Consider the following 21,523-nt stretch of genomic DNA (forward strand, 5'->3'; position numbering starts at 1 on the left):
CGCCGGAGGTCGTGGCCGTCGCCGGGCGGCGGGCCATGGGGCGGCTGATCGGCCTCGGCTTCCGCCCCGAGCACGTCCGCACCCCCGACGTGTTCGGGGGTGCGGGACGCGGGTCAGTGCCGGCCGGCGAGCACCCGGTCGGGTGACGGGCTGACGGGATTCGCCCGCAGCGCCCGGATCTCGGCGCGGCGCAGCTCGACCCGCCCGTTGACCTCGCGCACGGCGTACACCGGCTGCGGGCGGGTCGCCGGGCCCTGGACGACCTCGCCCGTGGTCAGCGCGAACCGGCTGCCGTGCCATGGGCACTGGACGCAGTCGCCGTCGCGGCGGCCCTCGCTGAGCGGACCGCCCCGGTGGGTGCAGCGGTTGCCCAGCGCGACGATCCGGCCGTCCACCCGGGCCAGCAGCACCGACACCCCGCCGACGTCGACGCTGCGCGGCGTCTCGGTGACCTCGGCGGCCGCCAGCACGTCCGTCCAGTCGGCGGGGCCGTGCTGGAACGCGGTGGTGTCCACCCCGACGCCCTGCGCGTAGGCGAGATGGCCGCCGAGCCAGCCGCCGACGCCGAGCGCGCTCGCTCCGGCGAGGCCCGCGAGCACGCCGCGCCGGCCGCGCAGCCGCGCCCAGAAGGACGCCGCGTAGCAGCCGATGCCGATGATGTTGGAGGTGGCGTGCACGAGCCCGACCCGGCGCTCGGCCCCGGCCGTGTCCAGCCAGTCCGACCAGCCGGCCAGGGCGGCGGGCGCGGCCGACAGCAGCCCGATGCCGACGAGCCGGCGCGCGGCCGGGCGCACCCGGGCGCCGCCGGTGAGGTCCAGCAGGGTGGCGCTCAGCAGGGTGCCGGCCGGCAGGATCACGGCCGCGGGGTGCAGCGGATGGCCCAGCGCGCGGCCGCTGAGAACGTCACGTGCCCGTGGGGATCGCAGCCGCGCCGACCAGAACCCGGCGACGCGCTCCGCGACCGGATCAAGTTCCCGTCGCCGTTCGAGCCTCTCGAGTACCCGCTCGGACCCGCCCATGTCGACCCCTTCCTGAGACGTCCACGTCCCCGCGGCGTCCGGTGCCCTGCTCCCCGCCGACGCCCGGGTGCGCAGGCCGCTTCCCGGCGCGCGGTGGCGCGCGCCGCCCCCCGCGCATACCCGCGCCCGCGCCTCGCACACGCCCGCGGACGCCCGGGCGACCCGCGCCGGTCAGTAACGGGTGCTCGCCGTCGAGCGAGTCCGCGACCGCCGGCGGCCTCGGCGCCGCCGCAGTGGCCTACGCGGTCGACGAGCGCACCGCCGCCGAGGCGGCGCTCGACTTCTTCAGCACCACCCTCGCCCGCCCCCTGCGCGCCCTGACCACTGCGGCCACCACTCCCGCCGGCGCCCGGTAGCCCCGCCCGCGCGTCAGGGCTGGAGGTTCTCCAGGTCGTCGAGCAGGCTCGGGTGCTTCGGCTGCCAGCCGAGCGCCGCCCGGGTGTGGGCGCTGGACGAGGGCTGGTCGGCCGAGAAGATCCCGCCGAGCGGGCCGTAGGTCTGCGCCGGCACCGATCTGACGGGCAGGCCGAGACGCCGGCCGATGACCGCGACGATGTCGCGGACCTGGTCGCCCTCGTCGGCCACGGCGTGCCAGGACGTCCCGGCCGACGCGCACTCCAGGGCGAGCCGGAGGAGGACCGCCGCGTCGAGGGCGTGCACGGCAGGCCAGCGCTGCGTGCCGTCGCCCGGGTAGCCGGCGACGCCGGTCCGGCGCGCGATGTCGGTCAGTATGCCGGCGAAGCCACCCCTGCCCTCGTTGTGGACCGTGCGCGGCAGCCGGACGGCCGTGCTCCGGACCCCCTGCGACGCCAGGCCCAGCACCGCCGCGACCGCGCGACCGCGACCCCCGACCGGCCCTTCGATCACCGGCGGATCGGCTTCGGTGGAGACGCGGCCCGCCGCGGCGGGCGTCCCCGAGACCGTGACGAACGGGCGGTCGCTGCCGACGAGTGCCTCCCCCAGAACGGCGAGAGCGGCCCCCTCCTCGGCAACCGACGCCGCGACGGACTCGGCGGTGCTGAAGTCGTGGTGGAAGGCCAGATGGATCACGCCGTCGACCTGACCCGCGCCGGTGCGCAGGACGGCCAGATCCGCGAGGCCGCCCGGCAGCGGCTCGGCGCCGGCCGCCTGCAGCGCCCGCGCGGACGCGTCGGAGCGGGCGAGCGCGAGGACGGTGTGGCCATTGCCGAGGAGCTCGGCGACGACGGCGGAACCGATCAGACCGGTGCCACCGGTGACGAGGACGCGCATGACGGACTCTCCCGCAACGATGGGACTCTTGTCCCGTCACCGTATCAGGGTGATGGGACAAAGGTCCCATCGCCTATGATGGTCCCATGGGACGGTGGGAGCCGGGAGCGCGCGAGCGCCTCGTCGTGGCCGCCGTCGACCTGTTCACCGAGCAGGGCTATGACGCCACGACGGTCGCGCAGATCGCCGAGCGCGCCGGGGTCACGAAGAGCACCTTCTTCCGGTACTTCCCCGACAAGCGCGAGCTGCTGGTCGCCGGGCAGGAGACGCTGAGCCGCCTGCTGGCCGAGGGGATCGCCGAGGCCCCCGCGGCCGCCAGCCCACTACAGGCGGTCGCCGTCGGCCTGGAGCGCGTCTCCGGCGCGATGGGCCCGCTGAATCGTGAGCTCGCGCCCCGGCTGAAGGCGGCCGTCGCCGCCAGCACCGAACTGCGGGCGCGTGACGCCCTCAAGAGCGTCAGCCTCGCGGCCGCGATGGCCACCGCGCTGGTCGCCCGCGGGGTGCCCGAGTCGACCGCGGCCATCGCCGGTGAACTGGGCGTCCTCGCCTTCCGGCGAGGGTTCGCCGCGTGGTCGGAGGGCGACCGCGCCGACGGGGACGAGCTCGCTCACCACACCCTGGCCGCTCTGGACGAACTGCGAGCGGCGAGCGCGTCCCTCGGCTAGCCGCTTCGCCTGGCCGTTCGTCAGTGGGACGACGGTGATTTGGCCGCGCTGGCACAGGCCACCGGCGTCCCCCTCGACACGGTGCTGCAGGACAATCCGCGGCTGACGAGGGACGGCCACTGCGGCGACGGCGAACCGGAGATTTTTCTTCCCGGGTTCCACAGCACCCAGGCGGTCGTCGACAGCGGCGGCGAGTTCGAGAGCTGGGACCTGATCGCCGCCCAGAACGGCGTCGACGTCGCCGTCCTGCGCAGGGTCAACGGCCCCGTCGGCACCGAGCCCGCCCCGGACGGCTGGGTCCTCGTCCCCGACCAGAACTGACCCATCCCGGCGAGCCGGCTACCGGACGTCGACGTGACCGTTGGCGGAGTGGTGGTCGGAGGTGTCCGGTGGCTCGGGGGACGGGTCGTGCGCGCGCTGGGTGTGGAGGCGGTGCAGGCGCAGGAGGGTGTAGCGGGCCGCGGCGGCGAACAGGGTCGCCGAGCGCAGGATCGGCGGGTCGAGCGCACCCATCGGCCGGGTCCAGCGCACGGTGATCAGACCCAGCCGCCCGCCGACGTCGGGCAGCGGGAGCACCAGCGCCGAGCGGATGTTCAGCTGACGCACGTTCTCGGCGGGGATCAGCGAGGACTCGGCGGCGTTCGGGATGAACATCGGATCGCGCAGGCGGGCCAGCATGCGCAGGCCGGTGTGCTCGTCCGCGGTCAGTGGGATGCCGACGCGGGTGAACGGCTCGGTGCCGTCGGTGTGCGAGGAGCCGGCCGCGTGGAAGACGGCCGCGCCGGGCAGGTCGGCCAGCATCACGCCGACGGCGTCCGCGCCGGTCAGGGAACGGACCACGTCCGCGGTGAGGCTCGCCGCGGTGGGCAGGTCCTGGGGTCGCCAGAACTGGTCGAGGTCACGCAGGGCGGCCGTGGTCTCCTCGCCCATCAGCCGTTCCCGGCGGGCGTCGAGAAGGTGCATCGTGTGCGCGGCCAGCGCGTGCAGCCCGGCGCGTTGCCCGGCGGTGAGCCGGCGAGGCCGGGGGTCCTGCACGCACAGCGCGCCGAGGGCGTTCCCGCCGCGGGTGCGCAGGGGGACCGCGCAGAGGAAACGGGCCCGGGCCGGATCCCGGCGCGACGCGGCGGCGAAGCGCGGGTCGGCGACCGCGTCGGGGACCTCGAGATCGTCACCGGCGCCGACGGCGTGCGAGGCCGCCCCCACCCGCGCGGCGGACTCCCCGGCCCCCGCGCCGGCCGCGCACCACTCGCGGTCGGCGTCGACGAGGACGAGGCGGCCGCGCGCGCAGTCGGCGAGCTGGGCGGCGAGCGTGGTGAGGCTGTCGAGCGCCGGTTCCGCGGGCTCGTCGAGGATCCGGTAGGTGCGCAGCGCGGCGCACCGGTCCGTCTCGTCGGGCGGCTCGGGGGCCCGCCGGCCGCCCTCCGGCACCGCGCCTCGGGCCGCGTCAGCCCTCTCCGCCGCGTCAGCCCTCTCCGCCGCGTCAGCCCTCTCCGCCGCGTTGGCACCGTCGGCCGCGTCAGCCCTCTCCGCCGGGTTGGCACCGCTGGCCGGGTTGGCACCGTCGGCCGCGCTGGTGTCCGGCCGCCCGGCCGCGGGTGCGTCCGGGGATTCGCCGGGTCCGGCGGCCCGTGGCGGGTGGGCCACGTACGCCGGGATGTCCTCGGGGCGCCCGGGCGCGGGGGAGAGCAGGGCGGTCAGCTCGTCGGCGGGGCGCGGCGGGGACAGCGCGACGCCCTGCAGCAGGTCGCAGCCGAGTTCGGTGAGCAGGCGCTCGCTGTGCTCGTCCTCGATGCCCTCGCCGACGACCCGCAGGCCCAGCCGGTGCCCGAGGTCGATGACCGACTGGACGATCGCGATGTCGGGCATGCTGCCCTGGGCGTCCGACACGAACCCCCGGTCGATCTTGATCTCGTTGAACGGCAACGCCTTGAGGATCTCCATGGAGTTGTAGCCGGTGCCGAAGTCGTCCAGGGACAACTGCACGCCGCGGACCCGCAGCCGCGCCAGCATGGCGGCGGCGTGGGCGGGCCGCGGGATGAGGGCCTCCTCGGTGATCTCCAGTGTGAGCACGTCCGGGTCGAGGCCGTGGGCGGTGAGGCGCTCGTCGACCACCCGGGGCAGGGCGTCGTCGGAGAGCACCCGCGGGGAGACGTTGACCGAGACGCAGACCGACAGCCCCCGCCGTCGCCACTCGGCGCACTGGCGCAGGGCCTCGTCCAGGACCCACCAGGTCAGGTCGACGATGAGCGAGGACCGTTCGGCCATCGGCAGGAACGCCGCCGGCGCCAGCAGGCCGTGCACCGGGTGCCGCCAGCGCACCAGTGCCTCGACGGCGGTGGTCCGCCTGGTGGCCGCCTGGCGCATCGGCTGGTAGTGCACCACCAGCTCGCCCTCGCGGATCGCGGACCGCAGCTGCGCGTGCAGCTCCCATTCCCATGACTGGGCGAGGGCGACGTCGGGCGTCCACACCCCGATCCGCCGCCCGGCGCGCCGGGCCTCGCACAACGCCGCGTCGGCCCGCGCGAGCAGCGTGTCGACCTCCTCGCCGCACGAGGGCGCCGCGGCCAGCCCCGCCGTCGCCTCCACCTCGATCTCCATGCCCCCGATCCGCATCCGGCCCGTGAGCTGGCCGAGCATCGCCTGCGCCAGCCCCTCCGGGGTCGGGTCGACCCGCGTCGACGCCGCCGGTGCGGCGGGTGGCCAGCGCAGCAGGACCGCGAACTCGTCGCGGGTGATGCGGGCGGCGGACAGCGGCCGTGGACGCGCCATGCGCAGCCGGCGGGCGAACGTCGCGATCAGCTCGTCGCCGGCGTCGTAGCCGAGCGCGATGCTGATGTCCCGGGCATGGTCGAGCTCGACGGCCATCAGGACGACCTGCCGACCGGCGCTCAGCATCCGGGCAAGGGCCGGATCATACGTCCGCGCCAGGCTGGCACGGGTCTGCAGTCCGGTCAGGCTGTCCGTGTGCAGGCCCTTCCGGTTCGTCACCAGTCCCCCCACGGGGTGCCGCGCCGCTCGCCCACCGGCACGTCGCGCGAGGACCGGGCAGACCGGTGGCGGACCCCGAAGGCGCGGACCCACCCCGATGTCCTTCCCGGTCCGCGCCGTGGGAACACCGGCTCGTGGCCTCGTCGCGGTCGCGCACAAGGAGGAGCTGACGATCTGGTGTGGTGGTGATTACTACGGGTAGGTCGCGGGTGTGGAGGAGTCGGCGTGGTGTGGCCCGTCGCGGTCGGGGGGCCAGGCGCAGGCGCCGTCGCAAGGGGAACCATGGACGGTGCTCGTCGATCTGCTGGAGGTCCTGCGCCGCAGCCTGCGCATGGACCTGGCGTGGCTCGGGCGGCTGTACGACGACGAACTGGTGCTCCAGGTCGCCAGCGGCGACCTCGGCCGGTTCGGCCTGAGCCTCGGCCGTCGGCTCAGCCGGGACGGCTCCCTGTACGCGAAGGTCCTCGACGGTGACCTTCCGTCCTTCCTGCCCGACGTGCGCGGCGATCCGCGCACCCGTGACCTGTCGGTGGTCCGGGAGCGCGGCATCGGCTCCTACGCCGCGACGCCGATCAACGACTCGGAGGGCCGGGAGTACGGCGTGCTGGGATGCGTCGCCAGGAAGCCGTGCCCGGCGCTGCGCGACGGTGATCGCGGGATCCTGCGGCTGCTCGCCACCTTCCTCACCGAGTTCGTCATCGACCTCCGCCAGCTGTGGAACGAGCGCAGCGCGGTCTGGAGCCATCTGCGCGAGTGTCTCGACCAGGGCGCCCCGGAGGTTGTGTTCCAGCCGGTCGTCGAGCTGAGCAGCGGCCGCGTCGTGTGCGTCGAGGGGCTGGCGCGGTTCACCGCGGACGGGCAGGAGCCGCAGAACATGTTCGCCGCCGCCGCGGGTGTCGGCCTGCGGCGCGAGCTGGAGCTGGCGGCCGTGCGCAACTCGCTGCGGGCGCTGTCGGACGTGCCCCGCGGCGTCCTGCTGAGCGTGAACGCCTCGCCCGACACCGTGGTCCGGGGTCTGCTCGACCTGGTCCTCGCGACCGGGACGCCGGAACGGGTCGCGGTGGAGATCACCGAGCACGAGCACATCGGCGACGACCACGACCTGCTGCTCGCCACCGAGATGCTGCGGGGGCACGGAACGCACATCGCGGTGGACGACGTCGGCAGCTGCTACTCGGGGCTCGAGCAGCTCCTCCACCTGCGTCCCGACGTCATCAAGATGGACGGCTACATCACCCGGGGCATCGAGGCCGATCCGGCCCGCCGTGCCGTGGCGGCGGGACTGGCCAGGGTCGCCGAGGAGATCGGCGGATGGGTGGTGGCGGAGGGCATCGAGACGCGCGCGGAGTTCGACGCCGTCATCGAGGCGGGCATCCCCTACGGCCAGGGCTTCCTGCTCGGCCGTCCCGCCACGTCGGTGAGGGCGGCCTGCGCCGGGCTGCGCCTCCCCGACGGCGTCGCGCCCCGTGCCCAGCCCGCCGGGCACGTCCACGACGGGCTCTGCCCACGGCTGTGAGGCAGCGCCCGCGGCCTGGCCGGAAGGCTCGTCAGTCCCGCTGGCCATGGATCACGGCATGGGGGCACGCCGCGCGAAGGATCATCTCCTGAACCACGTCGCGAGTCGGCCCGAACGGCCCTTGTGACACGGCCGGCCGGGACGCAGACTGCGCGTCATGCACCAACAGGACGACCGTCCCCCCGACCGGGCCGGGCCGGTGGCCCCGCGGATGGCCCAGCGGCTGGAGGTGCACGGAACCGTGCAGGGCGTCGGGTTCCGGCCGTTCGTCCACCGGCTCGCGACCGGCCTCGGCCTGGACGGCTGTGTCCGCAACGACGACGGCCGGGTCGTCGTCGAGGCCGCCGGGCCGGCCGACGCCCTCGCCACGCTCGCCACCCGCCTGCGCTCCGACGCGCCACCGCACGCCCGCGTGACCGCCGTGCACGCCACGGGACCGCCCTCGCCGCCGCCGAGCCCGGGTTCCGGATTCCGGGTCGAGACGTCCGCCCGGCGTGCGGCCGGCGGCTCGCGGCCGGAGGTGCGGGAGATCCCACCGGACCTCGCCACCTGCCCGGCCTGCCTCGCCGAGCTGCTCGACCCGCGGGACCGACGCTTCCGGTACCCGTTCCTGACCTGCACCGACTGCGGGCCGCGCGCCACCATCATCGACGGCCTTCCCTACGATCGGGAACGCACCACGATGCGCGCGTTCCCGATGTGCGCCGACTGCGCGCGCGAGTACGCCGACCCGGCGGACCGCCGCTTCCACGCCGAGCCGATCGCCTGCCCGCACTGCGGCCCCCGGCTCACCTGGTGGTCCACTGACGTCGATCCGGCCGCGCCGGCCCAGGCCCACGGCGAGGACGCGCTCGACGCCGCGGTCACGCTGATCCGCGCCGGCGGCATCGCCGCGGTCAAGGGACTCGGCGGCTACCAGCTGGTGTGCGACGCCGCCTCGGGCACGGCCGTCGCCCGGCTACGTGCCCGCAAGCATCGTCCCGCCAAGCCGTTCGCGGTCATGGTCGCCGACCTCGACGCGGCCCGGCTTCTCGCCCAGGTGGACACGGCGGAGGCCGAGCTGCTCACCGGCGCCGCCCGCCCGGTCGTGCTCCTCGACGCCGGCCGTCGCCCCGGGCCGGCCCTGGTGTCGGCGCCGACGTTGGCGGACGAGGTCACGGCGGGTGCCCCGCGGCTGGGCGTGTTCCTGCCGACCACGCCGCTGCACCACCTGCTGCTCGCCGAGGTGGGCGGCCCGCTGGTCGTCACCAGCGGGAACCGCGCGGACGAACCGATCGCCATCGCCGACGCCGACGCCCGCCGACATCTCGGCCCGGTGGCCGACGGCTTCCTGGGTCACGACCGGGCGATCCGCTCCCGGTACGACGATTCCGTCGCCCGGGTGGTCGCGGGCCGGGCCACCGTGATCCGCCGCGCCCGCGGCTACGCGCCGTGCCCCCTGCCGCTCCCGCACGCCGCCTCCCGGCCCGTGCTCGCCGTCGGCGGCCAGCTCAAGCACACGTTCACCCTCGCGGCCGGCCCGACGGCGGTCGTCGGGCCGCACACCGGCGACCTGGCCTCGCCGCCCACGCTGGCCGCGTTCGAGCGCACCCTCGCGCAGCTGTCCGCGGTGGTCGGGATCACCCCCGAGGTGGTCGCCCACGACCTGCACCCCGACTACCTGTCGACCCGCCACGCCGAACGGTTCGCCGCCGACCGGCGGATCCCCGTGCAGCATCACCACGCGCACGCCGCGTCCTGCGCCGCCGAGCACGGCGTGACCGGCCGGTTCATCGGCGTCGTCTACGACGGCCTGGGACTCGGCGACGACGGCACGCTGTGGGGCGGCGAGGTGTTCGTCGCGGACCTGGCGGCCTACCGGCGCGTGGCCCGCTTCGCCCGGGCACCGCTGCCCGGCGGCGCCGCCGCGATCCGCCGCCCCGCCCGCATGGCCCTGGGCTACCTGTTCGGCGCCGAGCAACTCGGCGACGGCGATCAGGACGGCGACCTCGGCCGGTGGACCGGCGGCCCGCACCTCGCCGCGCCGCTGCTCGATCGCCTGCCGGCGGGCGAGGCGGCGGTCATCGCCAGAATGATCCACCGACGGGTGAACACGCCCGTCGCCTCCAGCGCGGGCAGGCTGTTCGACGCCGCGGCGGCACTGCTCGGGCTGCGCGACGACATCACCTACGAGGGCGAGGCCGCCCTGGCCCTGGAAGCGGCCGCCGGCTCCCACGACGGCGATGGCTCCCACGACGGCGATGTCGGTGGCGAGCTGCCCTGGCGGCTGGCGCGCGAGGGGGAGCTGCTCGTCTACGATCCGCGGCCGACTCTGCGGGCCCTGCTGGACGGCCTCGCCGACCGTGTCGATGTCGGGATCCTCGCCGCCCGTTTCCACACGACGATCACTGCCGTCACGGTGGCGCTGTGCGAGGACGTCTCCCGGCGGCACGGCCTGCGCACGGTCTGTCTGTCCGGCGGCGTGCTGCACAACCAGCGCCTGGCCGCAGGCGTCGTCGGCGCGCTGGCGGACGCCGGTCTCGAACCGCTGCTGAACGAGCGGGTGCCGGCGGGCGACGGCGGGCTGAGCTACGGCCAGGCCGCCGTCGCCGCCGCGCGGATGACCGGGAGGTGAGGGGGCAGGCTGTGCTCTGGAGACGGAGCTCTGGAGACGGAGCTCTGGAGGCGGAAGGTGGTGGGGTCTCATGATCCGCGAAGACACCTGGACGGTGGAGATCTTCCTGTCCGAGGACGAGGGCGAGACGCGAGCCGACGCGATGCTGCGGTGCGGCGCTGGCCAGGAGGTGCTGGCGTCCGGGGTCGCCCGGTGCGATCCCGACGACTACGACATTCCGGAGATAGGCGCGGAGGTGGCGGCGTCACGAGCACTGGCGGAGCTGGCGCGCAAACTGCGCAGAACGGCTGCGGACGACATCCAGACCGTGACCGGCACGCGCGCGCGGGTGCACCCGTGAGAACCGGACGCGCGGGCGGTCACGGTGGCGGAGCCGGAAAGGACACGAAGTGCGGAACACCCTGCCGAAGGTCCCGTGCCTTCCGAGCAAAGGTTGTGCGCGGACCTGCACAAACGTCCCCTGATCGCCATCCTCGGATACAGGACAGTCGTCGGTGCGGGGAACAGGAGCAGAGCTGAGGAGTGCGGCGATGGGTGGAATCGTGGTCGGAGTCGACGGCTCGGCGGACGCCGACGCGGCGCTGCGGTGGTCGATGGCCGAGGCGCGACGACGGAAGGCCCCGCTCGTCGTGCTGCTCGCCTGGGACCCCCGGCACTGCCCGCCGGCCGTGACGGGAATGGCCGGCGGCGTCGACGTCACCGCCTTCGAGAAGGCGGCCAGGGCGTTGCTGGACGACTGCCTCGACCAGGCACATGAGGACACGGTGGGCCTGCGGGTCGAACCGGTGCTGGTCGAGGACGCGCCCGCGCGCGCCCTGATCGGGCAGTCCGGCGACGCGAGCCTCGTCGTGGTGGGATCGCGGGGCCGCGGCGGATTCACCAGCCTGACGCTGGGCTCCGTCAGCCACCAGTGCGTCCACCATGCCGCCTGCCCGGTCGCCGTCGTCCGGGCGGGACTTATGCAGAACTCCGCATGAAGATCAGGAGTTTTCGCTCCGTTCCAAATGACCAATGCCTTTCCTGGTGCCCGAGGGCACGGGAACAACAAGGGACGTAGTGGTTGGGATACGTCCACCTCGGCCTGGGCGTGGACGGCCGGGTCGGCTTCCAGGTGCACGAGTTGGCGAACCCGCCGAGGCTGGCGATCGACATCGCCTCCTGACAGGCCTCCCGACAGGCCTCTTGAAGATCATCATGGCGGGGCTGCTCCGCGCTCGCCCATCCGGGCCACTGCGGGGACGCTGGAGGCGGGTCGGGGCAGCCGCCGCCCGGGAACGGAGGGTGTGATGGCCGGCATCGTGGTGGGTGTGGATGGTTCGCGTGACGCCGACGCGGCGCTGCGGTGGGCCGTCGGCGAGGCCTGGCTGCGGGGGGATCGTCTTGACACCGTCCTCGCCTGGGCACCGGACGACTGTCCCCGGGAGGTGCGGGAGCGCGCCTACGCGCCCGGCTCGCACAGCGTCGAGGGCGCCGCCCTGCGGGTGTTGCAGGACTCGGTCGCCCGGGCGCGCGATCCCCGCCGGCCCGTGCCCGTCACGGAACGCGCGGTCTACGCGGACGCCGCCGAGGCGCTGCTGTCCGCGTCGTCGACCGCGGACCTGCTGGTCGTCGGGCTCCGGGGGAGCAGGCGACTGCACCGCTACCTCGTGGGCTCGGTGACCGCCGCCTGCCTGCACGAGGCGACGCGTCCCGTCGTCGTGGTGCGCGCCGGCACCGCATCCGCCGCCGACGCCGCATCCGCCGCCGACGCCGCATCCGCCGCCGACACCGATTCCGCCGCCACGGCACCGGTGGTGGTCGGGGTCGACGGCTCGGCCACGTCGTTGAACGCGCTGCGCTGGGCCGCCGCGGAGGCGGTCCTGCACGCCGCGCCCCTGCACGTCGTCCACGCCTGGCTGCCGACCCTCGGCCTGCATCTCGGTCAGCACGCCGACACCGACCGCGAGGCGATCGAACGCACTGTGCGGCAGGCGCTCGACGACCACGTCCGCGCGGGCCTGGCGGAGGTGCCCGATATCGACGTCGACATCCGACTCGCCCTCGGCGGTTCCGCGACGACGCTGCTCACCGCCGCGGCGGCCGCCCGCCTGCTCGTGCTCGGATCCCGGGGTGCCGGTGGCTTCACCGGCCTGCTGCTCGGGGCGACCGCACACCAGTGCGTCCACCACGCCCACTGCCCGGTCGTCGTCGTTCCCGACTCCGCCCGGTAGTCGCTTCCGGGTTGTTTCGGGCTTGCATTCGGTACCCAGGTACGCGCTGGCGGCGTGACCCTGCACCGTCGACGCCGCGCGGCCATGGCCCGCGCCATCACCAACGGCGACGTCTCCTGCGGCTGCGGCGACCGCGCCTGCTAAAGATCCACGAGAATCGAGACGACAGTGCATCAGTCCTGGTAGAAGGGTGATCTGCTGATCGGAGGGCTGGCCGTCTGTCTGCCAGATCTTCTTCTGGTCGGACACGGCGATGAGGCACAGCCATAGGCAGGTGCCGGCGGCGAGGCGTCCGGACCAGCGGCGGATCGCGTCTCCGAGTACCTCGGCGGGCACGTTGTCGGCGTTGAGGGCGAGATCGGCGAGTTCCGCGAGGTCCTCGGCGTCCTCCTCGGTGGGTGTTGCGTCGGTGGACGATCACCAGAAGGGCGAAAAACGGTGTTACCGCGGGAACGTGCGGACCGATCGATCGGTCGGTGAGGGCCGGCCAACCGGAGAGTGGACACAGTGACGCACGAAACCCTGCTGACCGTCGGGACCGGCCGGGGCAATCGGACGGGCTAGCGGATGGTGTGGCGCGTGACGGGCGGGTATCCGCGTCCCGGAGGTTGCAGGGAGGACGCCGCCGGCCGAGCTCAGGGGGCGTCGTCTCCAGGGGACACGGTCACGGGGAGGAGGCGACCGGGCAGGCCCAGCTGTTCGGCGACTCGGGCAACGGAGTCCCGCCGCAGGCGGTCGTACAGGGTGTGCGGATCGCGCAGGGGGCGGCCGAGGGCGCCCGCCAGCCAGGCGGCGTCCAGCTCGGTGCCGGGGGCGGCGGCGTCGCGGCGGCCGGCGGTGTCGAGGTTCGACTGGAAGATCCCGGCGGCGGAGCGGGGCAGGAAGTCCTCGTACACGATCGGCTCAGCACGGATCCAGCCCTGGTCGAGCAGATCGGGCAGGGTGAGCGGGGGTGGGCCGCCGGGGTGGCGTCCGTCCGGCTCCACCGTGTAGGTGAAGTAGGCCAGGTCGTGCTGGGCCAGCGCGGCCTCGCTGGCGGGCACCCGACGGTTCCACAGCTCCGCGGCGAGCCGCGCCCGCTCAGGGGCGGGGACCGGGGCGGACCGGGTCGCGTCGGCGACGGTCTCCTCGACCTCGGCGGTCAGCTCGTCGTAGAGGGCGCGGCCGCGGACGGTGGCCGCGATACCCCGCGACTCGACCTCGCCGAAGCGGACGCGCACCGTGCCGTGGGTGATCGTGCCGTCGGGTTCCCGAAACGGGCGGTGCTCGGCCAGGGCCCGCATGGACGTCTGGCGCAGCAGCAGGTCCGGGCCGGCCCAGTGGGGCGGGCCCTGAATGGTGTCGATCATCTCCAGGCCCCGTCCGCGCATCACCGCGTACAGCTCGTCGATGTCGAGGACGCGTGGCGTCAGATGGTTCAGGTGTGTCGTGCGGCCGGCGCCGATGTCGGCGGCGACGGCGCAGACCCGGGACAGCTCGGTGAACCACGCGCGGTCGACCGGCTCCGGCGACAGCCGCAGCGCGTCCGTCGCCAGCGCCAGGAAGGACTCGGCATCCGCAGGGTCGAGTCCGTGCCAGGCGATCGCCCGGTCGGCGAGGTCCAGCAGCAGCGGGGGGAACAACGTCCGATCGGCCAGGGCATGGTCGAGACGGCGGCCGAGATCGGCGGTGAAGAAACGCCGGTCGCCGGGAACCAGCATCGAGGTGAACACCCGGAACGGGCCGCGGGCCAGTTCCGGCGGGTCGAGCGGCCGAAACGCCGTGGCGACGACCGGCACCGCACGCGTCGCGGCCTCGCGCAGGTCGTAGAACCCCACCGGATACATGCCCATCGCGGCGAAGATCCGCCCGACCTGGGACAGCTCGCGCGGTGTGCCCACCCGGATCGCTCCGTGCCGCTCGTCACCCACCCGGGACAGGTCGCCGAGGCGCTCGGCCCGCGCGCCCTGGCTGCCCAGGACCCGCAGGTTCACCTCCCGGGTCGCGGCGAGCAGCGTCGGGTAGGCGGGGACGTCCCGTCCGAACAGCTCCGACAGCCGGCGGGCGAACGCGGCGCGCAGCTGATGGGGCTCCCACCGCACCTCGGGCACCTCTGGTCCCTGCCCGCCGGGCCGCGCCGGAACCCCGTGGACCTTTCCTGAACGCCGGATCGAATGGAGACTGTCGGTTCGTGAGCATTCTCGACGACGCCCGCCCGGGCATGGACCTCGACGTCCGACCGCAGGACGACCTCTTCGGCCATGTGAACGGCCGATGGCTCGCCGAGACGGAGATACCGTCCGACCGTTCGAGCTGGGGCCCGTTCGTGCAGCTCGCCGACACCGCCGAGCGGCAGGTCCGCGACATCATCACCGACCTCGCGTCCCAGCGCAGCCCAGCCGGCCAGCGCAGCCCAGCCAGCCAGGACGAGGACGCCTGGCGGATCGGCGCGCTCTACCAGTCCTTCCTGGACGTCGAGACGATCGAGGCGCGCGGGCTGGACCCGGTGCGGCGGCTGCTGGACGCCGCGCGCGGGCTGGGTGACATCGGCGAGCTCGCCGCGGTGCTCGGCACGCTCGAGCGCGCCGGCGGCCACGGACTGTTCGGCACCTACGTGGACACCGACGACCGCGACTCCGACCGCTACCTGGTCAACGTGCGCCAGGGCGGCCTCGGCCTGCCGGACGAGTCGTACTACCGCGACGAGAAGTACGCCGAGATCCGCGAGCGGTACCTCGCCTACCTGGCCCGCATCCTCGACCTGGGGGAGCACCCCGACCCCGAGGGCGCCGCGGGGCGCATCCTCGAACTGGACACCCTGCTCGCCAAGGGGCACTGGGAGCGGGCCGAGACCCGCGACGTCCAGAGGACCTACAACCTGATGACGGTCGAGGACGTGAGCGTGCTCTGCCCGGCCTTCGCCTGGGACGCGTACGTCAGCGGCCTCGGTGGGCAGCTCACCGGCCCGCACGCGACGCTCGCCGAGGTGTGCGTGCGGCAGCCGTCGTACCTCGCGCACCTGTCGACGGTGCTCGCCGACACGCCGATCGAGACGTGGCGGGACTGGCTGGCGGCCCAGGTGCTGCGCGCGACCGCGTCCTACCTGCCCGACGCGTTCGTCGAGGCCCACTTCGACTTCTACGGCCGGACCCTCAGCGGCACGCCCGAGCTGCGGGCCCGGTGGAAGCGGGCGGTGTCCTTCGTCCAGGGCGCGGTCGGGGAGGCGGTGGGGCGGGAGTATGTCGCCCGTCATTTCCCGCCGCATGCCAAGGCGCAGATGGACGAGCTCGTCGCGAACCTGCTCGCGGCCTACCGCATGTCGATCTCCCGGCTGGACTGGATGACGGAGGAGACCAAGCGGCGGGCGTACGAGAAGCTTGACACCTTCCGGCCGAAGATCGCCTATCCCGACCGGTTCCGGGATTACTCCGGCCTGCGGGTGAGCCCGGATGATCTGATGGGCAACGCCCTGGCCGCCGCCGCTTTCGAGACCGACCGGCAGCTCGCCAAGATCGGGACGCCCGTCGACCGGGACGAATGGCTGATGCTCCCGCAGACCGTCAACGCCTATTACAACCCGGGCACCAACGAGATCTGCTTCCCGGCCGGCATCCTGCAGAAGCCGTTCTTCAGCGCCGAGGCCCACCCGGCCGAGAACTACGGCGGCATCGGCGCGGTCATCGGCCACGAGATCGGCCACGGCTTCGACGACCAGGGCGCCCAGTACGACGGCGCCGGCAACCTCAACGACTGGTGGAGCGCCGCGGACAAGGCGGCGTTCGAGGTGAAGTCGGCGAAGCTCGTCGAGCAGTACAACGCGCTCGAGCCGCGCAACCTGCCGGGGGAGAAGGTGAACGGCGCGCTCACCGTCGGCGAGAACATCGGCGACCTCGGCGGCCTCACCATCGCGCACCAGGCCTACGGCCTCTCCCAGGGCGGCGAGGCGCCGCGCGACGACCGCCGCCGGCTGTTCCTGAACTGGGCCCACGTGTGGCGGATGAAGCGCCGGATCGAACTCGAGCGGCAGTACCTCACCATCGATCCGCACAGCCCGCCCGAGCTGCGCGCCAACATCGTCCGCAACCTCGACGAGTTCCACGAGGTCTTCGACACCGCTCCCGGCGACGGCCTCTGGCTCGACCCCGCCGACCGCGTCCGCATCTGGTAGCCCGCTTCGGCGATCTCGACGCCACCGAACGGGGCGGCCAGGCCGAGCGCGTAGTGGTTGACGCCGATGGTTCCGGTCTCGACGCGGTCGGCCAGGGCGGGCGCCGCGGCCGCGATCGCTGGGCCGGGCCGCGCCGCGGGTGGCCCGGAACTGGGCCACCCGGGCCGGTCGGCGGTTCTACTTCTGCAGGGGGTCGCGGGGCAGGCCTAGGATGCGTTCGGCGATCTGGTTGCGGGTGATCTCCGAGGTGCCGCCGGCGATGGTGAGGCCGCGCCAGGCCAGTGCGAGCCGACCGGCGGCCTCGCCGGGACCCTCGGCGAACGCGGCGGCGGGGCCGGCGAACGCCAGGGCGAGGTCGGCGCTGGACCGGGCGCGTTCGGCGAGGACGAGTTTGGTGATGTTGCCTTCCGGGCCGGGTCCGTCGCCGGTGACCGCTCGGGTGGCGCTGCGCAGGTTCAGCGCCCGCAGCGCGTGGCCTGTCGCGAGGTGGCCGCCGACCCGTTCGGCGGCGGCCGGCACCCCGGCGCCGTGGGCACGGTAGAGGCCGAGGAGGTCGTCGACGTCGAAGTCGCCGCCCCCGCCGCCCCCGCCGATGCTGACCCGTTCGTTGCCGAGCGTCGCCCGCGCGACCGTCCAGCCCTGGTTCGGCGTGCCGACGACGTCGGCGTCGGGGACGAACACGTCGGTGAGGAACACCTCGTTGAACTCCGCCGAGCCGGTCGTCTGGCGCAGCGGGCGGACCTCGACACCCGGATGCTCCATGTCAATGATCATGATGGTGATGCCGGCGTGTTTGCGTGCCGTCGGGTCGGTGCGCACTGTCGCGAAGCCCCGCCGGCACAGGTGGGCGCCGCTGGTCCAGACCTTCTGGCCGTTGACGAGCCAGCCGCCCTCGACCTTCTCGGCCCGGGTGCGGATGCCGGCCGCGTCGGAGCCGGCGGCCGGCTCGGAGAACAGCTGGCACCACATCTCCTCCTGTGCCAGCGCCCGGCGCACGTACCGCTCGACCTGGTCGGCGGTGCCGTGCTGGACAAGGGTGAGGATCACCCAGCCGGTGATGCTGTAGAACGGCCGGGTGACCCCCGCCTCGTCGAACTCCTGGTCGATGACGAGCTGCAGGCCGGCGGGCGCCTCGATGCCCCACGGCCGCGGCCAGTGCGGCTGGACGTAGCCGGTCTGGATGAGCCGCTCGCGCTGTTCGGCGACGGGCAGCGCCGCGAGCTCGCGGGCCAGCGCCCGCACCTGCGGACGCCGGGCCTCCGCCTGCGGGGGCAGCTCCAGCGACGACTCCCGCACCGCCCCGGCGAGCTCCAGCCGGGTGACATCCGCGGCGGCGGCGGAGGGGTCGAACACGGCGCGCAGGGTCGTCGCCCGCCGCAGCAGCAGGTGCGCGTCGTGCTCCCAGGTGAAGCCGATGCCGCCGTGCACCTGGATGTTCAGCGAAGCGTTGTCGGCGAACCCCGGGACGGCCAGTGCCACCGCCGTCGCCGCCGCCAGCGCGAACACCTCGTCGGACGCCCCGTCCCCGGCGGCGCGGGCGGCGTCCCACACCGCCGCGGTGCCAAGCTCGGCGGCGACCAGCATGTTCGCCAGATGGTGCTTGACGGCCTGGAACACCCCGATCGGCCGGCCGAACTGCTCGCGCACCTTCGCGTACGCGGTCGCGACCTCGACCGTCTCCAGCGCCCCGCCGACCGCCTCGGCCGCGAGCACCGTGCGGGTCAGCGCCTCGGCCCGCGGGCGGGCGCCGACGAGCACGTCGCCGGCGGCGACCGGGACCCGGTCCAGGCGCAGCCGGGCCGAGCGGCGACCCGGGTCGAGCGCCGCGGGCACCTCGGCCGACACCCCCGGCGCGTCCGCCGCAACGATCACCACGTCGTCCCCGGCGACCAGCACGAACAGCGACGCCAGCGCGCCGCCGAGCACCACCGGCACCTGCCCGGACAGCACCCCGTCGGCCAGGCGCAGGTCGCCGAGCAGGCCCACGGCGGCGACCGTGTCCCCGCCGGCGAGGCCCGGCAGATGGCGGGCCCGCGCCGTCTCGTCGCCGCACGCGGCGATCACCGCGGAGGCGGCGACGGTGGGCACGAACGGGCCGGGCGCGACCGCGCGGCCGAGCTCCTCGACGACGACCACCAGCTCCTCGAGCCCGGCGCCGCCCCCGCCGTGCTCCTCGGGCAGGTGCACGCCGAGCAGACCCAGGTCGGCGAACTCCTTCCAGAAGCCGGGCAGCGGCGCGTCCGCCGACTCCAGTAACGCGCGGCCCGCGGCCCGCGCCTCGTGCCGCGTCAGCAACGCCCGCGTGGTGCGGGCCAACTCCCGGTGTTCCTCGCTGATCGCGATGGCCATGACCTGCTCTCCTTCGACCCGGTAGGGACAACCACAGTGGTCCCAGTAACAGTGGTCCCAGTAGCGGACAACCCCGATGGTGTGACAGACAACCGATCGAGGCGCGTCGCCGCGCCCGACCCGCCGGCCGGTGGCTCCTCCACAGAACGGAAGTCCCCATGGACATCAGCGGCAAGTCCGCCCTCGTCACCGGCGGCGCGTCCGGCCTCGCGGGGAGGTGATCCGTCTCGACGGCGCCATCCGGACGGCGCCGCGCTGACCCGCGGCGCTTTTTGAGCACACTGAGTAACTTAAGTACCCTCAATGTGCGGGTGGGTGGCCCGGTGGGCCGCGGGGCGGCGCCGGGGGCGTGGTGGAAGCGTCCGCAGGAGTGGAGCGGAGGGGACGGGATGGCTGAGACAGGCGAGGCACCCGAGGTCCTGACCGAGCGTCGCGACGGCGTGCTGGTCATCACCCTCAACCGGCCGGCGGCGAAGAACGCGGCCACCCTCGGCGTCGCGCGGGGCGTCGCCGTGGCGCTGGACGAGCTCGACGCGTCCGACGAGCTGCGGGTCGGGGTGATCACCGGCGCGGGCGGCACCTTCTGCGCGGGCATGGACCTCAAGGGGTTCCTGCACGACGAGTATCCGATGATCGAGGGCCGGGGTTTCGCCGGCCTGACGATGGCGCCGCCGCGCAAGCCGCTCATCGCCGCGGTGGAGGGCTGGGCGCTGGCCGGCGGCTTCGAGATGCTGCTCGCCTGCGACATCGTCGTCGCCGCCGAGACGGCGCGCTTCGGCGTCCCGGAGGTCAGGCGGGCGCTGGTCGCCGCCGCCGGCGCCGCGATGCTGCTGCCCCGGCGCATCCCGCTCGGCGCGGCGCTGGAACTGCTGCTCACCGGCGATCCGATCGACGCCCGGCGCGCCCACGAGCTCGGCATCGTCCAGCGGCTCACGCCGACCGGCGGCGCCCTCGACGAGGCGGTGGCGCTCGCCGCCACCATCGCCGCCAACGGCCCGCTGGCCGTCGCGGTCACCAAGCAGATCGCCCGCTCGGCCGGCGACTGGACCGTCGAGGACGGCTGGAGGCGCCAGGACGAGCTGATCAACCCCGTCTTCGCCTCCGAGGACGCGCGGGAGGGCGCGAGCGCGTTCGCCGAGAAGCGCACGCCCGTGTGGAAGGGCCGCTGAGATGGCCGAGGACGCCGAGACGGGGCCGTACCGGGACTGGGCGGCGACGCCGTGGGCCTGCCCCGGCTGGAGGCGGTCGCCCACACCCTCGACCCTGGCTACGGCATCTTCGGTAGCGCCCGGGCCGGCACAAGCCACAAGGAACTGCCTCGGGGACGCCCGGACGCCCTGCGCGGGCAGGCGAGAAGCGGCCACGCCGACCTGGACGGCTTCGCGATCGCCGGCCCGTCCTTCATGACGGTGGGTCGCACCGAGGAGGAGATGGCCGCGGCGTCGTTCGGCACCCGCAGGCAGATCGCCTTCTACGCCTCCACCCCCGCCTACCGGCCCGTCCTCGACCTGCACGGCTGGGGTGAGGCGCAGACGGAGCTGAACACCCTGTCCAAGCGCGGCGAGTGGGACGCCATGGCCGACGTGATCACCGACGAGATGCTGCATGCCTTCTCCGTCGTCGGCACCCCGCGGGAGGGCGAATCACGGCGCCTGGGTGACACCCACGGTAAGCGAGCTGACGTTGCGCGGCGCCCGCCTCGTCGGACAGGATTCGCCGTGGCCGGCCGCGACCTGCTCGCCCACGGCCCCGAAGCCCCGATGGCCCCGGCGGGGGCCCGCCGCGCCGTGGCCGGGGCGCGGGCCCGTCGCGCGGGCGCACTCGTCGGGCGGGTGGGAGCGAGGGATGCAGCGATGGTCAGTCCACACTCGGCCCACGATGGCGGTGAGGTGAGCATGCTGGCACTGCTCGACGTGGTGCCGCTGGAGGCCGACGTGTTCCGCGCGCCGACGGTGGCGCCGCCGGGCCTGGCGCGGCTGTTCGGCGGGGAGGTGGCGGCCCGCGCGCTGGGGGCGGCCCAGCGCACCGTGCCGACCGGGTTCGCCGTCCACTCGCTGCACGGCTACTTCCTGCGCGAGGGGGCGCCCGGGCGGCCCGTGCTGTTCCGGGTCGATCGGGTGCGCGACGGGCGCTCGTTCCTGACCCGGCAGGTCACGGTGACACAGGACGAGCGGGCGATCTTCACGATGACGGCGTCGTTCCACCGCGGCGAGGACGGCGCCGACGTGGCGCGGCCCTTCCCGGCCGGGGTCGTGCCGCCGCGGCGGGCGGTGCACCACCCGGGCCCCACCGACGACTACCCGGGCCGAGCGCCCCTGGAGATCGTCGAACTGATGCCCTTCGCCGGCGGCGGGCAGGGGGTGCAGCGGCGGGTCTGGATGCGCAGCCGCACGCCGCTGTCCGACGACCCGGCGGCCCACGCCCGCGCGCTGACCTACGCCAGTGACCTGAACACCGCGTTCGTCGTCACCCGCGCGGCCGGGCTCGATCCCGCGCACACCATGGTCGCGAGCCTCTCGCACACGCTGTGGCTGCACCGGCCGGTCCGGTTCGACGACTGGGCGCTGTTCGAGATGTCGTGCGAGTCGGCAGCCGGCGGGCGGGGGCTCGTGTCGGGGACCATCCACGGCCGCGACGGCACCCACGTCGCCTCCCTCGCCCAGGAGGTGCTCGCCCGGCCGCGGTCCGGTCACTGAGCCGCCGCCGACGCACCGGGCCGGCCGCCCGCCGGCGCGGCCCCGGTTCGCGGCGGATGACGGGCGGG

At 74.5% G+C, this 21,523-nt stretch carries 16 protein-coding genes; 11 read left to right on the top strand and 5 right to left on the bottom strand.

What is annotated here, in order from left to right; all coding sequences use genetic code 11:
• Positions 1–113 precede the first annotated feature (113 nt).
• The gene (locus C1A33_RS26980; RefSeq protein ID WP_101834447.1) at positions 114–1,019 is read right to left on the bottom strand and encodes a Rieske (2Fe-2S) protein; all 906 of its coding nucleotides are present in this window, start codon (positions 1,017–1,019) and stop codon (positions 114–116) included.
• Positions 1,020–1,252: 233 nt separating this feature from the next.
• Here C1A33_RS26980 and C1A33_RS37620 point away from each other — a divergent pair, with 233 nt between their 5' ends.
• Positions 1,253–1,375, top strand: coding sequence for a hypothetical protein (locus tag C1A33_RS37620; protein WP_279354705.1), 123 nt, complete (start codon positions 1,253–1,255; stop codon positions 1,373–1,375).
• A 13-nt stretch (positions 1,376–1,388) separates the two neighbouring features.
• On the opposite strand, the gene C1A33_RS26985 is transcribed toward C1A33_RS37620, so the two are convergent.
• Complete coding sequence (locus tag C1A33_RS26985; RefSeq protein ID WP_101834449.1) at positions 1,389–2,270, bottom strand: SDR family oxidoreductase; 882 nt, start codon at positions 2,268–2,270, stop codon at positions 1,389–1,391.
• 86 nt (positions 2,271–2,356) lie between these two features.
• Between C1A33_RS26985 and C1A33_RS26990 the strand changes: the two genes are divergently transcribed.
• Entirely contained in the window at positions 2,357–2,935 is a 579-nt protein-coding gene (locus tag C1A33_RS26990; protein WP_101834451.1) for a TetR/AcrR family transcriptional regulator, read from the top strand.
• Positions 2,936–2,974: 39 nt separating this feature from the next.
• Complete coding sequence (locus C1A33_RS26995; RefSeq protein ID WP_101834452.1) at positions 2,975–3,256, top strand: hypothetical protein; 282 nt, start codon at positions 2,975–2,977, stop codon at positions 3,254–3,256.
• An 18-nt stretch (positions 3,257–3,274) separates the two neighbouring features.
• Here the strand turns inward: C1A33_RS26995 and C1A33_RS27000 are convergent, their stop codons facing one another.
• Complete coding sequence (locus C1A33_RS27000) at positions 3,275–5,923, bottom strand: EAL domain-containing protein (RefSeq protein ID WP_133150850.1); 2,649 nt, start codon at positions 5,921–5,923, stop codon at positions 3,275–3,277.
• A 289-nt stretch (positions 5,924–6,212) separates the two neighbouring features.
• Between C1A33_RS27000 and C1A33_RS27005 the strand changes: the two genes are divergently transcribed.
• The 5 genes from C1A33_RS27005 (at position 6,213) to C1A33_RS27030 (ending at position 12,263) form a co-directional block, all read left to right on the top strand.
• Positions 6,213–7,439, top strand: a complete 1,227-nt coding sequence (locus C1A33_RS27005; protein WP_243407990.1) for an EAL domain-containing protein — start codon at positions 6,213–6,215, stop codon at positions 7,437–7,439.
• A 157-nt stretch (positions 7,440–7,596) separates the two neighbouring features.
• Positions 7,597–10,053 (top strand): carbamoyltransferase HypF, encoded by a 2,457-nt coding sequence (gene hypF, locus C1A33_RS27015; protein ID WP_207770525.1) that lies wholly within the window; start codon positions 7,597–7,599, stop codon positions 10,051–10,053.
• Positions 10,054–10,123: 70 nt separating this feature from the next.
• Positions 10,124–10,393 (top strand): DUF1876 domain-containing protein, encoded by a 270-nt coding sequence (locus C1A33_RS27020; RefSeq protein ID WP_101834458.1) that lies wholly within the window; start codon positions 10,124–10,126, stop codon positions 10,391–10,393.
• 190 nt (positions 10,394–10,583) lie between these two features.
• The gene (locus C1A33_RS27025; protein WP_101834460.1) at positions 10,584–11,030 is read left to right on the top strand and encodes a universal stress protein; all 447 of its coding nucleotides are present in this window, start codon (positions 10,584–10,586) and stop codon (positions 11,028–11,030) included.
• Positions 11,031–11,339: 309 nt separating this feature from the next.
• On the top strand, positions 11,340–12,263 hold the full coding sequence (locus C1A33_RS27030; protein WP_101834462.1) for a universal stress protein: 924 nt from the start codon (positions 11,340–11,342) through the stop codon (positions 12,261–12,263).
• Positions 12,264–12,898: 635 nt separating this feature from the next.
• Here the strand turns inward: C1A33_RS27030 and hglS are convergent.
• Positions 12,899–14,344, bottom strand: a complete 1,446-nt coding sequence (hglS, locus tag C1A33_RS27035) for a 2-oxoadipate dioxygenase/decarboxylase (RefSeq protein WP_101834491.1) — start codon at positions 14,342–14,344, stop codon at positions 12,899–12,901.
• A gap of 89 nt (positions 14,345–14,433) precedes the next feature.
• On the opposite strand from hglS, the gene C1A33_RS27040 reads away from it, so the two are divergent.
• Positions 14,434–16,410 (top strand): M13 family metallopeptidase, encoded by a 1,977-nt coding sequence (locus C1A33_RS27040; RefSeq protein WP_101834464.1) that lies wholly within the window; start codon positions 14,434–14,436, stop codon positions 16,408–16,410.
• Positions 16,411–16,587: 177 nt separating this feature from the next.
• On the opposite strand, the gene C1A33_RS27045 is transcribed toward C1A33_RS27040, so the two are convergent.
• Positions 16,588–18,759: an acyl-CoA dehydrogenase family protein gene (locus C1A33_RS27045; protein WP_101834466.1), complete on the bottom strand. Its 2,172-nt coding sequence runs from the start codon at positions 18,757–18,759 to the stop codon at positions 16,588–16,590.
• Positions 18,760–19,148: 389 nt separating this feature from the next.
• On the opposite strand from C1A33_RS27045, the gene C1A33_RS27050 reads away from it, so the two are divergent.
• Entirely contained in the window at positions 19,149–19,928 is a 780-nt protein-coding gene (locus tag C1A33_RS27050; RefSeq protein ID WP_101834467.1) for a crotonase/enoyl-CoA hydratase family protein, read from the top strand.
• A gap of 51 nt (positions 19,929–19,979) precedes the next feature.
• Positions 19,980–21,455, top strand: coding sequence for an LLM class flavin-dependent oxidoreductase (locus C1A33_RS38175; protein WP_101834469.1), 1,476 nt, complete (start codon positions 19,980–19,982; stop codon positions 21,453–21,455).
• The last annotated feature ends 68 nt before the right edge of the window (positions 21,456–21,523 follow it).

Source organism: Frankia canadensis (assembly GCF_900197875.1).
In the GTDB taxonomy this organism is placed as follows: Bacteria; Actinomycetota; Actinomycetes; order Frankiales; family Frankiaceae; genus Frankia; species Frankia canadensis.

Coding starts and splice junctions, on each gene's coding strand:
- C1A33_RS26980 (WP_101834447.1), bottom strand. CDS start 1,019: ATGGGCGGGTCCGAGCGGGTACTCGAGAGGCTCGAACGGCGACGGGAA.
- C1A33_RS26985 (WP_101834449.1), bottom strand. CDS start 2,270: ATGCGCGTCCTCGTCACCGGTGGCACCGGTCTGATCGGTTCCGCCGTC.
- C1A33_RS26990 (WP_101834451.1), top strand. CDS start 2,357: ATGGGACGGTGGGAGCCGGGAGCGCGCGAGCGCCTCGTCGTGGCCGCC.
- hypF (WP_207770525.1), top strand. CDS start 7,597: ATGCACCAACAGGACGACCGTCCCCCCGACCGGGCCGGGCCGGTGGCC.
- C1A33_RS27020 (WP_101834458.1), top strand. CDS start 10,124: ATGATCCGCGAAGACACCTGGACGGTGGAGATCTTCCTGTCCGAGGAC.
- C1A33_RS27025 (WP_101834460.1), top strand. CDS start 10,584: ATGGGTGGAATCGTGGTCGGAGTCGACGGCTCGGCGGACGCCGACGCG.
- C1A33_RS27030 (WP_101834462.1), top strand. CDS start 11,340: ATGGCCGGCATCGTGGTGGGTGTGGATGGTTCGCGTGACGCCGACGCG.
- C1A33_RS27045 (WP_101834466.1), bottom strand. CDS start 18,759: ATGGCCATCGCGATCAGCGAGGAACACCGGGAGTTGGCCCGCACCACG.
- C1A33_RS27050 (WP_101834467.1), top strand. CDS start 19,149: ATGGCTGAGACAGGCGAGGCACCCGAGGTCCTGACCGAGCGTCGCGAC.